Origin of the sequence: Enterovirga sp., assembly GCF_035325185.1 — a bacterium.
In the GTDB taxonomy this organism is placed as follows: Bacteria; Pseudomonadota; Alphaproteobacteria; order Rhizobiales; family Beijerinckiaceae; genus Enterovirga.
This window is the reverse complement of sequence record NZ_DAOLAJ010000108.1, coordinates 1-11,701: the sequence shown is the minus strand read 5'-3', so window position 1 is coordinate 11,701 and position 11,701 is coordinate 1. Positions and strand designations below refer to the sequence as shown.

Below are 11,701 nucleotides of genomic sequence, written 5' to 3'. Positions count from 1 at the left end.
GCCCTCACCGTCACAGGAGTCCTCATCGTCATGAGAATGATCGCTCACTGACAGCTCCCGCCCGGCCGGGTCCGCCGCCGGTTCTGTTTTGCGGCGGCCGCGGAGGGTCGGCGCAGAGCAATCGTCTCGCGCCATGCGGGAGCGACGCAATCGGCGCGACATCCGGGCATGGTTCATGGCATCGATCGGAAGGGTCGATTCTTCGGCCGTCCGGGGCGGATGGGGAGCGGACGATGACAGGCTTCACGGTTTTCGTGATCGCGCTGGTGGTGCTGGCGGTCGTCACCATCGCGGCGGGCGTGCGCACGATCCCGCAGGGCTACGTCTACACGGTGGAGCGCTTCGGGCGCTATTCGCACTCGCTGAATTCGGGCCTCGGGCTGATCATGCCCTATATCGACCGCATCGGGCACAAGGTGAACGTCATGGAGCAGGTGCTGGACGTGCCCTCCCAGGAGGCGTTCACGCGCGACAATGCCGGCGTCACCATCGATGCGGCGGCCTTCTACCAGGTGCTGGAGCCCGCCCGCGCCGCCTACGAGATCACCAACCTCACCCAGGCCCTGCTCGTGCTCTCGATGACCAATATCCGCTCGGTCGTCGGCTCCATGGATCTCGACCAGCTCCTCTCCCACCGCGACGAGATCAACGAGCGCCTTCTGCGCGTGATGGACGCTGCGGCCTCGCCCTGGGGCGTGAAGATGACGCGCGTCGAGATCAAGGACATCCTGCCGCCGGCCGACCTCGCGGGCTCGATGGCCCGCCAGATGAAGGCCGAGCGCGAGAAGCGCGCGGCGATCCTCGAGGCCGAGGGGCTGCGGCAGGCGGAGGTGTTGCGGGCCGAGGGGCAGAAGCAGGCCCAGATCCTGGCGGCGGAGGGCCGCAAGGAGGCTGCTTGGCGCGATGCCGAGGCGCGCGAGCGCCTGGCCGAGGCCGAGGCCAAGGCCACGCAGATGGTCTCCGAGGCGATCGGGAAGGGCGACCTCGCCGCCGCGAATTTCCTTGTCGCCGAGAAATACGTGGAGGCGCTGCGGGCCATCGCCAGCGCGCCGAACCAGCGCGTCGTCGTGGTGCCGATCGAGGCGGCCTCACTGGCCGGCACCCTCGGGGGCATCGCGGCCATGACGCAGGAGGTCTTCGGCGATGCCGGTGGCGCCCGTGCTGCTTCCCGTGGCGGGCGCCCTGGCGGCCTGCCGCCGCATACGGGCCGCCCGGAGAGCTGAGCGGGGATCGCCGATGCCGGATTACCTGACCTCCGCCTGGGCGTGGCTGATCCTGGGGCTCGTCCTGATCGGGCTGGAGACCCTCGTCCCCGGCATCTTCCTGGTGTGGTTCGGGGTGGCGGCCGTCGTCACCGCCCTCCTCGACTGGGTCTTCGGCCTCTCCTGGCAAGCCAATGCGGCTGCCTTCGCCGTGCTGGCGCTCGTCTCGGCCCTGGCCGGCTGGCGGCTGACGCGGCGGCGCGAGGATGAATTCGGCGACACCCCCCTGCTCAACCGCCGCGCGGAGGCGCTCGTCGGCCGCGTCTTCCCGCTCGAGGGAGCCATCGTCTCCGGCGAGGGCCGCATCCGGGTGGATGACGGCGTCTGGCGGGTCACCGGGCCCGACCTGCCGGCCGGCACCCGCGTCGAGGTCGCGCGGGTGAAGGGCACGGTGCTCGTCGTGAAGGCGGCCGGGACACGCCACCCGGAATGAGGCGAGGCGCCGCTCAGTCCTTGAGCGGGCGGGCCTCGTCGGGCAGCATGATCGGGATGCCGTCGCGGATCGGATAGGCAAGCCCGGCGCTGCGGCTGACCAGCTCCTGCGCCGCCGCGTCGTATTCCAGCCGGCCCTTGGTGAGGGGGCAGACGAGGATTTCCAAAAGCTTCGGGTCGAGCCGGGGGGCGGCTTCAGCTTCGCTCGGGCGGGATTCGTCGGTCATTGCAGGGTCGTCTGTGAGCCGGGATCGGTCTTGGCGAGTTCCATCTCGGTGATGGCGACGAGGGTCTCGGCGCGCGCCTTGAGATCGGGCGCCTCGAGCAGCGCCTGCTTCTCGCGCGTCCCGAAGGGAGCCATCATCGAAAGAGCGTTGACCAGCGCCTCGTTCGGCGCCTTCTCGACGCCGTCCCAGTCGATCTTGAGGCCGGTGGCCCGCGTGAACTTCAGGAGCGCGCTCAGCACCGCCTCGCGATCGACCTCGGATTCGCCGAGGCGCGGCTTGAAATCGCAGGCGAAGGGGAGAGCCGTGATCCGGCACTGGCGGAACGGCGTCATCACCGTCAGCTCCTCCTCGACCGCGAAGCGCGAGACGCCCGCGAGCGAGATGAGGTAGCGCCCGTCCCCCGTCTCGGCGAACTGGACGAGACGCCCGACGCAGCCGACCCGGTAGAGCCGCGGCACGGCCGCGCTTGCCTCCTGGTCGCTCTCCGGCTGGATCATGCCGATCAGGCGCGGGCCCCGCAGGACCGCGTCGACCATCTCGATATAGCGCGGCTCGAAGATGTTGAGCGGCATTTGCCCGCGCGGCAGAAGGAGGGCGCCGGCGAGCGGGAAGACCGGAATCGCCTCCGGCAGATCGTGCGGACCGTCATAGACCACGTTCATGACGGGCGCGCCTCCCCTCTAGGAGAAGAGAATCGAGGACAGGCGGCGGCGGCCGGCGATGGTCGCGGGATCGGTCGGTCCCCACGCCTCGAAGAACTGGACGAGCTGCTTGCGCGCGGCGTCTTCGTTCCAGCCCCTGTCCTTGCGGATGATGGCGAGAAGCTGGTCGGCCGCCTCCTCGCGCCGGTTCTTGCCGCCAAGGCCGACGGCGAGATCGAAGCGGGCCTGATGGTCGTTCGGATCGGCGACGAGCCTCGCCTCGAAGGCGGCGAGATCGCCGAGGGAGGCGGATTGCTCGGCCACCTCGATCGCCGCCCGCGCCCCCGCGATGGCCGGATCGTTCGCCTTGGCGGCGGGCGCCATGGCGAGGAAGCGGCGCGCGCCCTCGATGTCGCCGAGTTGGAGATGGAGCTTCGCCAGGGCGGCGATGGCGGCGAGGTTCTCCGGCTCCTCCGCGAGGACCGCGGCATAAAGCTCTGCCGCTCCGCCGAGATCGCCGGCCTTGGCGAGCGTATCCGCCTCGGCCAGCAATTCATCTGCCGCCGCCGAGCCGGGCCCGACCAGGCGCGCAATGAATTCCTTGATCTTCGCCTCCGGCTGCGCGCCCATGAAACCGTCGACGGGCTGGCCGCGATCGAAGGCGAAGACGGCGGGGATCGACTGCACGCCGAGCTGGCCGGCGATCTGCGGATGCTCGTCGATATTCATCTTGACGAGCTTGACCTTGCCGCCGGCCGCCTTGACCGCCTTCTCGATGACGGGCGTCAACTGCTTGCAGGGCCCGCACCAGGGCGCCCAGAAATCGACGAGCACGGGCTGCTTCATCGATTCGGCGATCACGTCCTGGCGGAAGGCGGCGGTCGTCGTGTCCTTGATCAATCCGTCGGCGGGCGCGGCGGTACCGGCGAGCATCGTGGGCCTCTGCTGAAGGGGTCTTGCCCGGAAGGGGGCTGGCAATGCCCTAAGATGGGAGCGCCCCCTGGGTCAATCAATCCGCCGCCTCCGCGGGGGCCGGAAGGGCGAGGATCGCCGGCTCGTGGCCGGTCGCGCGCAGGAAGGCGACGAGATCGGCCGGGGAAAGGCCCGTCGTCATCGTGTTGACGAGCGGATGGACATTGACCCGCTCGAAGCCCATCAGGCGCCGGTCGAGGATCACCCGCACGCGGGCCGGCTCGTCGTTGACGGCGCCGAAAGGGGTCACCGAGCCCGGCTCGACGCCCAGGACCTCCACCAGCAACTCGCCCGAGCCGAAGGAGAGGCGGCCCGAGGCGCCGAGGGTCTCATGCAGGCGCTTGAGGTCGATGCGCGTATCGTCCTTGGCCGTGACGAGGAAGAGCGCGCCCTTCTTGTCCTTGAGGAAGAGGTTCTTCGTATGGGCGCCGGGGATGGCCGCCTTCACCGGGGCCGATTCGGCTACCGTGAAGACGGCACGGTGCCCGTGCGTCTCGTGGGCGATGCCGAGGCTCGCGAGGCGGGCGAGAAGATCGGCGGGGCTCGTTCGGGACATGGTTGGCGGGTCTCGGGCAAGGCCGTTCACGATGGAGCGGGTTTCGGCTTTCACCACTCTCACGCCGCGCGTCAAAAACCCCTATATGTGGCGGGCAGATCTCTGGTTCGGACGAGTTATGGCCGGCATCTCGGTGACCCTCGAAGGCAACAACATCCAGCTCGCCTTCGAGAAGAACGATCATACGACCGCGGTGGTGATGGATCCGGGCACGGCCCAGTCCCTTATCCTCGCGCTCGGCCAGATGCTGCTCAAGATCGACCGCGACGAGGACGACGAGACGGGCTCCGACGAGGATCGCCACGCCGAAGCCTATGACGAGGACGAATATCTCGACGTGACCTCGCCCACCATCGACATCGGCACCGACGAGGACGGCCAGGCGGTGGTCGCGCTCCAGGCCGGGCCCCTTCCGCCCTTCGTGCTGCGCCTCAACGACGAGGAGGCCCGGCACGTGGCGCAGGGCCTCCTCGAAATTCTCTCCTCGCCGCGGGACGTCCGCTCCTCCCAGGGCGATCACTGACGCAGTTCAGACCTGCATCGGGCTGGTCGGCCTGCCGGGCAGGTAGTCGGGCTCGGAGCCCGGCCCAGTCGGCTCGGCGATGCCCGGATCGCTCACCGGATAAGGAGTCCGCGGCCCGGTCGGGCCCGTATCGGGGATCTCGTCGGGCGGCGCGGGCGGCAGCTCGGTCGGGACGTTTCCGCCCGGAATTGGCTCCTGGTCCGGGTTGGCCGGACGCGGGGCGCCGGGGCCCGCGCGGAGCAGGGCTCCCGCGAGCCAGGGCGGCATCGGGCTCGAACTCGGCTGTCGAACGACATGCATCGTCCATCTCCTTGGTCGAATTGTGAAGGTTGGGAGGTCAACCGGCAGCCGGGACAGGGGTTCCTGAATGCGCCCTTCCGTCCGCCATCCGACCGAACGCGAAACGGCCGGCGCAAGGGCCGGCCGCTCGATCTTCCCTGGAGGAAGGAACCGCTACTCGGTCTGCTGGATGGCCGAGAGGAGCCAGGGCCCCTTCATGTCGCGGCGGAAGGTCCAGATTTCCGTCACCTCGGTCGGCGCGGTGCGGTTGCCCTGCACGACGCGCCCGCTCGCGACCTCCACATAGGCTTCCACGATCTCGTAGCGCATGGCCACGGTCGCATATTCCGTGGTGCCCTCGCGCCACGCCTCGGCGAGATCGCCCTGGAGGAGCTTGGCATCGGTGATCTCGTTGCGGATCCCGCGGCGGCGATCCTCGGCCAGGTCTTCCTCGAGATAGCGTGCCATCTCGGGCGTCGCGAGGCGGCGCAGGGCGCCGAGATCGCCGCGGCCGTAGGAGACCTGGAGATCGCCGAGGCAGCGTTCGAAGGCGCGGTAATCCTCGGGCGCGATCTGGATCGGCTGCCGCGCCGGCCCGCCCCCGCCGAAGCCGCGCGCCGAGAAGCCTCCGGGCGCGGCTCCGCCAAGCGGCGAGCGGCCGTGCAGGCCCGGACCCGCGGCCATGGCCGGCTCCGAGCGCCGCCGGAAGAAGCGCAGCGCGAACCAGACGAGGCCCGCGATCAGGCCGATCTGGAGCAGGAGGCCGATGAACGAGGCCAGCCCCGCGATTCCGCCAAGGAAGCCGTGGCCCGTGAGCAGTCCGAACAGACCCGCTCCGAGAAGGCCGGCGGCGAGGCCGGTGCCGAAGCCGAAGCGGCGCGGCTGCGCCGGGGCGGCGGTGGCCATGCCCGGACGCGGCTGGCCGATACCGGGCGTCTCGCTCCGCTGGATCGGCTGGGCCGGACGGGGGGCGGTCGCGGTCGGCGGCGGCGCCGAGAAGGTCGAGCCGCCGCGCGAGCCCATGCTCCTGCCGCCGCCGGGGCGAGCCTCGACGACCGGAGCGGCGAGCACCGTCACGAGCCCGGCGACGAGCGCCGTGCGGGCAAAGGTACCGAAGCGTCTGATCATATATCCCTCGATGGGGGCGATTCCCCCGAGCCGGGGCGAATTCCCGGCGCCATGAATATGGTGCGGGGCCGTCCCGATCTCAAGACATGGCATGCGACATCATGCGTCGGAACCGGGTCTCCGCCGCACTTCGGTGGCGTAATCCTCGACCATCATGAGCGAGACGTCGCCCGGCCGGTAGCGATGGGGCCCGATCCCGGCGACGGGCGTGATCTCGGCGCCCGTGCCGCAGAGGAAGCATTCGTCGAAGCTCGACAATTCCCCCGGCATGATCCGACGCTCGACCGTTCCGATGCCGCGCCGCCGGGCAAGCTCGATGACGGTGCGCCGCGTGATGCCGTCGAGGAAGCAATCGGCGATCGGCGTGTGCAATTGCCCCCCGCGCGTGAAGAAGACATTGGCCCCGGTGCATTCGGCGATCCGCCCCTGCCAGTCGAGCATGAGGGCGTCCGCATAGCCTTTGCGCTCGGCGGCGTGTTTCGACATCGTCGCGATCATGTAGAGCCCCGCCGCCTTCGCGGCCGAGGGCGCGCTGGCCGGGTCGGGCCGGCGCCATTCCGCGATATCGAGGTAAATGCCCCGCATCTTCTCCACGACGTTGAACATGGAGGGCCAGGGCCACACCGCGATGGCGACATGGATGGTGGAATCGGGAGCCGCGACCGCCATCATCTCCGAGCCGCGCCAGGCCACGGGCCGGACATAGACATTCGGATCGCCGTTCCTCTCGACGCAGAGCGCCTTGGCCGCGCAGATCTCCTCGGCCGAATAGGGGATCTCGAAATCGAGCAGCTCGGCCGAGCGCCGGAAGCGCTCGGAATGCTCGCGGGACTTGAAGATCACGCCGTCATAGGCGCGCTCGCCCTCGAACACCGTCGAGCCGTAGTGGAGGCCGTGCGAGAGAACGTGGAGCCGCGCCTCCCGCCAGGGCACGAGCGCCCCGTCCTGCCAGATCCAGCCCTCGCGCCGGTCGAACGGAACCACGCTCATTCTCTCTCCTCCTGCTTGACGGCTAGAGGCGGTCCTGAGATATGTCAACAAGGCTGACGTATTTCGAGGATCGCGTTGTCCGAAGCCCCGGCCACGGAACAATCCGAGAGAGCCTCCGCCCGTGCGGGAGGGCAGGGCGCCGAGCGGCCTGCCTACGAACTGATCGAGCTTCTGTTCTTCGCCTATCGTGACTTCGTCGGCGATCCCGACCGGATCCTGACCGAATTCGGCTTCGGGCGCGCGCATCACCGCGTGATCCATTTCGTCACGCGCCGGCCGGGCCTCTCCGTCGCCGATCTCCTCGACCTGCTCCAGATCACCAAGCAGAGCCTGAACCGGGTGCTGAAGGAACTCGTCGACAAGGGCTTCGTCGAGGGCCGAACCGGCACCGAGGACCGGCGCCAGCGGCTGCTCTATCCGACCGAGGCCGGCCGCAGCCTCTCGGCCCGGCTCGTCCCCCTCCAGACCCGCCGCATCCGCCGCGCCCTGGGCCATGATCCGCGCGGGGAGGTGGAGGCGGTGGTGGCGCGCTTCCTGGGCGGCATGGTGGACCGGCCCGGGCGCGGCGGGAGCGGGATGCGCGCGCGGATGGCGGATGATAAAGGCTGAGCGATGACGCCTTCCCGGACCGAGCCGCCGGACGATGCCTCCCATGTGCTCGTCGTGGACGACGACAGGCGGCTGCGCGAGCTTCTGTCGCGCTTCCTCCTCGCGCGGGGATACCGGGTGACCACGGCGGCGAGCACGGCCGAGGCGCGCGCCAAGCTCGCCCATGTCGTCTTCGACGCGATGGTGCTCGACGTCATGATGCCGGGCGAGACGGGGATGGAGTTCCTGCGCGCCCGCCGCAAGGAGGGATGCGCGACGCCGGTGCTGATGCTCACCGCCCAGGCCGAGCCCCAGCATCGGATCGAGGGTCTCGAGACGGGCGCCGACGATTATCTCACCAAGCCCTTCGAGCCCCTCGAGCTGGTCCTGCGCCTCGCCAATATCCTCAGGCGCAGCAGCCATCCCGAGCCCGAGGCGAAGCCTCACCCGGAGACGGTCAGGTTCGGCCCCTTCCTCTTCCGCTTCGAGCGGGGCGAGCTGTCGCGGAGCGGGGAGGTCATCCGCATCACCGAGCGCGAGCGGGAGATCCTGAGCCTGCTGGGGCAGCGCGCCGGGGCGGAGGTCTCCCGCGAGGAGCTGTCGGGCGGCCCCGGCGGGCCCGGGGAGCGCGCGGTCGACGTGCAGATGAACCGCCTGCGGCGCAAGATCGAGCTGGATCCCGCCAATCCTTCCTTCCTCCAGACCGTGCGCGGCGTCGGCTACCGGCTGGTCGTGGATCCCTGATGGCGACGCGCCCGCTCGCCGGCGATCCGGGCCGCCCCCTGCGCCATGCCCTGCGGCGGATCGGCCGCACGCTCACCGCCCTCCTGCCCAAGGGCCTCTATGCCCGCTCGCTGATCATCATCATCACGCCCGTGGTGCTGCTCCAGTCGGTCGTGGCCTATGTGTTCATGGAGCGCCACTGGCAGCTCGTGACGCAGCGCCTCTCGGCCGCCGTCACCTCCGACATCGCGGCCCTGATCGACCTCCACGAGACCTATCCCGACGAGCGCGATTCGGAGCGCATCTCGCGCATCGCCGCCGAGCGGCTCGTTCTCGACGTCGAGTTTCGCAAGAGCGAGACCCTGCCTCCGCCCGGCCCCAAGCCCTTCTTTTCCATCCTCGACGAGGCGCTCTCCGACGAGATCGCCCGGCAGGTGGGCCGGCCCTTCTGGATCGACACCGTCGGCCGCTCGAACCTGATCGAGATCCGCATCCAGCTCGAGGACGGGGTGATGCGCGTGATCGCGCGCCGCAGCCTCGCCTATGCCTCGAATTCCCACATCTTCCTCGTCTGGATGGTGGGGACCTCCTTCGTGCTTCTCGCCGTCGCCATCCTGTTCCTGCGCAACCAGATCAGGCCCATCCTGAAGCTCGCGGCGGCGGCGGAGGATTTCGGCCGCGGCCGCGAGGTCGAGTTCCGGCCGCGCGGGGCGCGCGAGGTCCGCCAGGCGGGCCATGCCTTCATCGAGATGAAGCGGCGCATCGAGCGGGCGGTCGAGAGCCGCACCACCATGCTGAACGGCGTCAGCCACGACCTGCGCACCATCCTGACGCGGTTCCGCCTGTCCCTCGCGGTGCTCGGCGACACGCCCGAGACGGAGGACCTGAAGCGCGACGTCGACGAGATGAACCGGATGCTGGAGGGCTATCTCGCCTTCGCGCGGGGCGATGCGGGCGAGACGGCTTTGCGCACGGATCTGCGCGTCCTGCTCGAGGAGATCAAGGCGGATGCCGACCGCTCGGGCAATCCGACCAGCATCGATTTCGTGGGGGATCCCACCGTCACGGTGCGGGTGGACGCCTTCCGGCGCCTGCTCTTCAACCTCGTCTCCAACGCTGCGCGCCACGGGGACCGCATCGCGATCACGGCCAATCACGAGACGCGCTGGCTCGTGCTTCACGTCGACGACGACGGGCCGGGCATCCCGCCGGATTATCGCGAGGAGGTGTTCAAGCCGTTCCTGCGCCTCGACGAGGCCCGCAACCAGGACGAGGGCGGGTCGGGCCTCGGCCTCGCCATCGCCCGCGACATCGCCCGCTCGCATGGCGGCGACATCGTGCTGGGCGACAGCCCCCTCGGCGGCCTGCGGGCGACGGTGCGGCTGCCGGCTTGACGGAACCTGGAGGCCGGACGCGCCGGGATCAGTGCAGCGACTCCACCTCGCATTTCGCATAGGCGCCCGCCGCGGCGACATAGGCGTTGAGCTGGGCCACATAGGCATTCGCCGCCTTCTGGAAGGCGGGCACCTTGGCGTTGTACGCCTTGACCTCGTCGTTGAAGCGATAGGCTTCCCAGCCGAGGCATCCGGCCTTGGTCGGCGCATCGACGCAGGGCGACTTGGCCGGCGGGACCGGCTTTTCCGGCCGCCCCGCGGGATCGGGCGGCACGGGCGGCGTGCAGGGTCCGGCCGCGCGGGCCGGCGCTCCCGAAAGAAGCGCCAGCGCGAGGAGAAGCGGCCAGAGGCCGCCCCTCCCCGTGTCGGCTTTCCACATGTCCAGGGTCGCTGTCATTGCATCGTTGGGATGACGAATTCTGCGCCTTCCTTGACGCCTGAGGGCCATCTTGAGGTGACGGTTTTTGTCTTTGTGTAGAAGCGGACGGAATCGGGTCCGTACTGGTTGAGGTCTCCGAAGCCGGATCGTTTCCAGCCGCCGAAGGTGTAGTAGGCGACGGGGACGGGGATGGGGACGTTGACGCCGACCATGCCGACATTCACCCGCGCGGCGAATTCCCGCGCCGCGTCGCCGTCGCGGGTGAAGATGGCGACGCCGTTGCCGTATTCGTGCTCCGAGGGCAGCGCGAGCGCCTCCTCGAAATCATGGGCGCGCACCACCGACAGGACGGGGCCGAAGATCTCCTCCTTGTAGATCCGCATGTCCTTCGTGACGTGGTCGAAGAGGCAGCCGCCCATGTAGAAGCCGTTCTCGTAGCCCTGCATCCTGAAGCCGCGCCCGTCCACCGCCAGCGTCGCGCCCTCCTGGAGGCCGATCTCGACATAGCCCCGCACGCGCTCGAGGGCCGCGCGCGTCACCAGCGGCCCGAAATCGGCCGAAGGGTCGGTCGAGGGGCCGATCTTGAGGTTCTCCACGCGCGGGACGAGCTTCTCCATCAGCCGCTCGGCGGTGGACTTGCCGACCGGCACCGCCACCGACACCGCCATGCAGCGCTCGCCCGCCGCCCCGTAGCCTGCCCCCACCAGCGCATCGACCGTCTGGTCCATGTCGGCATCGGGCATGATGATCATGTGGTTCTTGGCGCCGCCGAAGCACTGGGCGCGCTTGCCGGTCGCCGCCGCCCGCTCGTAGATGTATTGCGCGATCGAGGAGGAGCCGACGAAGCCGACCGCCCGGATGTCGGGATCGTCCAGGATCGCGTCCACCGCCTCCTTGTCGCCGTTGACGACGTTGAGGATCCCCTCGGGGAGCCCCGCCTCCAGCATCAGCTCGGCGAGGCGCATCGGCACGCCCGGATCGCGCTCGGAGGGCTTGAGGATGAAGGCGTTGCCGCAGGCGATGGCGGGCGCGAATTTCCACATCGGGATCATGGCCGGGAAGTTGAACGGCGTGATGCCCGCCACCACCCCGAGCGGCTGGCGCATCGAATAGATGTCGATGCCCGGCCCCGCGCCTTCCGTGTACTCGCCCTTCATCAGCTGCGGGATGCCGATGGCGTATTCCACCACCTCGACGCCGCGCAGGATGTCCCCCTTGGCGTCGGGAATGGTCTTGCCGTGCTCGCGGGCCAGAAGCTCGGCGAGGGCGTCGTTGTCGCGCGCGACCAGCTCCAGGAACTTCATCAGCACGCGCGTGCGGCGCTGCGGGTTGGTCGCCGCCCAGGCCGGCTGCGCCGCCTTCGCGTTCTCGACCGCCGCGCGCACCTCCGCCTTCGAGGCCAAGGCCACCCGCGCCCGCACCTCGCCCGTCATCGGCTCGAACACGTCGGCCGCCCGCCCCGAGCTGCCGGCGACCACCTTGCCGCCGATGAAATGACCATAATCGATCACTGTCTCACTCCATGTGAACCTGTCGCCGGCCTCAAGAGAGGCCGGCAGGGGAATACGCCCTCAGCGCCGAATGCGGGCGTAGGAGCCCGGCGCCGC

General features: G+C 69.5%; 15 protein-coding genes. 6 read left to right on the top strand and 9 right to left on the bottom strand.

Annotated elements, in window-relative coordinates; all coding sequences use genetic code 11:
* Nucleotides 1-233 precede the first annotated feature (233 nt).
* Nucleotides 234-1,223, top strand: a complete 990-nt coding sequence (locus tag PKD06_RS16465) for an SPFH domain-containing protein (RefSeq protein WP_324381984.1) — start codon at nucleotides 234-236, stop codon at nucleotides 1,221-1,223.
* A 13-nt stretch (nucleotides 1,224-1,236) separates the two neighbouring features.
* Entirely contained in the window at nucleotides 1,237-1,695 is a 459-nt protein-coding gene (locus PKD06_RS16460; protein WP_324381982.1) for an NfeD family protein, read from the top strand.
* A 13-nt stretch (nucleotides 1,696-1,708) separates the two neighbouring features.
* Here the strand turns inward: PKD06_RS16460 and PKD06_RS16455 are convergent, their stop codons facing one another.
* The 4 genes from PKD06_RS16455 to PKD06_RS16440 form a co-directional block, all read right to left on the bottom strand.
* Nucleotides 1,709-1,921 (bottom strand): Trm112 family protein, encoded by a 213-nt coding sequence (locus PKD06_RS16455; protein ID WP_324381980.1) that lies wholly within the window; start codon nucleotides 1,919-1,921, stop codon nucleotides 1,709-1,711.
* Complete coding sequence (locus PKD06_RS16450; RefSeq protein WP_324381979.1) at nucleotides 1,918-2,583, bottom strand: LON peptidase substrate-binding domain-containing protein; 666 nt, start codon at nucleotides 2,581-2,583, stop codon at nucleotides 1,918-1,920. The genes PKD06_RS16455 and PKD06_RS16450 overlap by 4 nt, the downstream gene beginning before the upstream one ends.
* An 18-nt stretch (nucleotides 2,584-2,601) precedes the next feature.
* On the bottom strand, nucleotides 2,602-3,495 hold the full coding sequence (gene trxA, locus PKD06_RS16445; protein WP_324381977.1) for a thioredoxin: 894 nt from the start codon (nucleotides 3,493-3,495) through the stop codon (nucleotides 2,602-2,604).
* Nucleotides 3,496-3,571: 76 nt separating this feature from the next.
* Complete coding sequence (locus PKD06_RS16440) at nucleotides 3,572-4,090, bottom strand: prolyl-tRNA synthetase associated domain-containing protein (RefSeq protein ID WP_324381975.1); 519 nt, start codon at nucleotides 4,088-4,090, stop codon at nucleotides 3,572-3,574.
* A gap of 118 nt (nucleotides 4,091-4,208) precedes the next feature.
* On the opposite strand from PKD06_RS16440, the gene PKD06_RS16435 reads away from it, so the two are divergent.
* Nucleotides 4,209-4,613, top strand: coding sequence for a hypothetical protein (locus PKD06_RS16435; protein ID WP_324381973.1), 405 nt, complete (start codon nucleotides 4,209-4,211; stop codon nucleotides 4,611-4,613).
* Between the two features lie 6 nt (nucleotides 4,614-4,619).
* On the opposite strand, the gene PKD06_RS16430 is transcribed toward PKD06_RS16435, so the two are convergent.
* The 3 genes from PKD06_RS16430 to PKD06_RS16420 form a co-directional block, all read right to left on the bottom strand.
* Nucleotides 4,620-4,802: a hypothetical protein gene (locus PKD06_RS16430; RefSeq protein WP_324381990.1), complete on the bottom strand. Its 183-nt coding sequence runs from the start codon at nucleotides 4,800-4,802 to the stop codon at nucleotides 4,620-4,622.
* A gap of 264 nt (nucleotides 4,803-5,066) precedes the next feature.
* The gene (locus PKD06_RS16425) at nucleotides 5,067-6,020 is read right to left on the bottom strand and encodes a TIM44-like domain-containing protein (protein ID WP_324381971.1); all 954 of its coding nucleotides are present in this window, start codon (nucleotides 6,018-6,020) and stop codon (nucleotides 5,067-5,069) included.
* 99 nt (nucleotides 6,021-6,119) lie between these two features.
* On the bottom strand, nucleotides 6,120-7,010 hold the full coding sequence (locus tag PKD06_RS16420; RefSeq protein WP_324381969.1) for a branched-chain amino acid aminotransferase: 891 nt from the start codon (nucleotides 7,008-7,010) through the stop codon (nucleotides 6,120-6,122).
* Nucleotides 7,011-7,169: 159 nt separating this feature from the next.
* Here PKD06_RS16420 and PKD06_RS16415 point away from each other — a divergent pair, with 159 nt between their 5' ends.
* Genes PKD06_RS16415 through PKD06_RS16405 form a run of 3 tightly spaced genes read left to right on the top strand, consistent with a single transcriptional unit; the run spans nucleotide 7,170 to nucleotide 9,715 of the window.
* The gene (locus tag PKD06_RS16415) at nucleotides 7,170-7,619 is read left to right on the top strand and encodes a MarR family transcriptional regulator (RefSeq protein WP_324381988.1); all 450 of its coding nucleotides are present in this window, start codon (nucleotides 7,170-7,172) and stop codon (nucleotides 7,617-7,619) included.
* A 3-nt stretch (nucleotides 7,620-7,622) separates the two neighbouring features.
* Nucleotides 7,623-8,342 carry a response regulator transcription factor gene (locus tag PKD06_RS16410; RefSeq protein ID WP_324381967.1) on the top strand — a complete coding sequence of 240 codons (720 nt, stop codon included), beginning with the start codon at nucleotides 7,623-7,625 and terminating at the stop codon, nucleotides 8,340-8,342.
* The gene (locus PKD06_RS16405; protein ID WP_324381965.1) at nucleotides 8,342-9,715 is read left to right on the top strand and encodes an ATP-binding protein; all 1,374 of its coding nucleotides are present in this window, start codon (nucleotides 8,342-8,344) and stop codon (nucleotides 9,713-9,715) included. The genes PKD06_RS16410 and PKD06_RS16405 overlap by 1 nt, the downstream gene beginning before the upstream one ends.
* 28 nt (nucleotides 9,716-9,743) lie before the next feature.
* On the opposite strand, the gene PKD06_RS16400 is transcribed toward PKD06_RS16405, so the two are convergent.
* Complete coding sequence (locus PKD06_RS16400) at nucleotides 9,744-10,094, bottom strand: hypothetical protein (RefSeq protein WP_324381986.1); 351 nt, start codon at nucleotides 10,092-10,094, stop codon at nucleotides 9,744-9,746.
* A 14-nt stretch (nucleotides 10,095-10,108) separates the two neighbouring features.
* Complete coding sequence (locus PKD06_RS16395; RefSeq protein WP_324381963.1) at nucleotides 10,109-11,605, bottom strand: CoA-acylating methylmalonate-semialdehyde dehydrogenase; 1,497 nt, start codon at nucleotides 11,603-11,605, stop codon at nucleotides 10,109-10,111.
* Nucleotides 11,606-11,701: the final 96 nt, after the last annotated feature.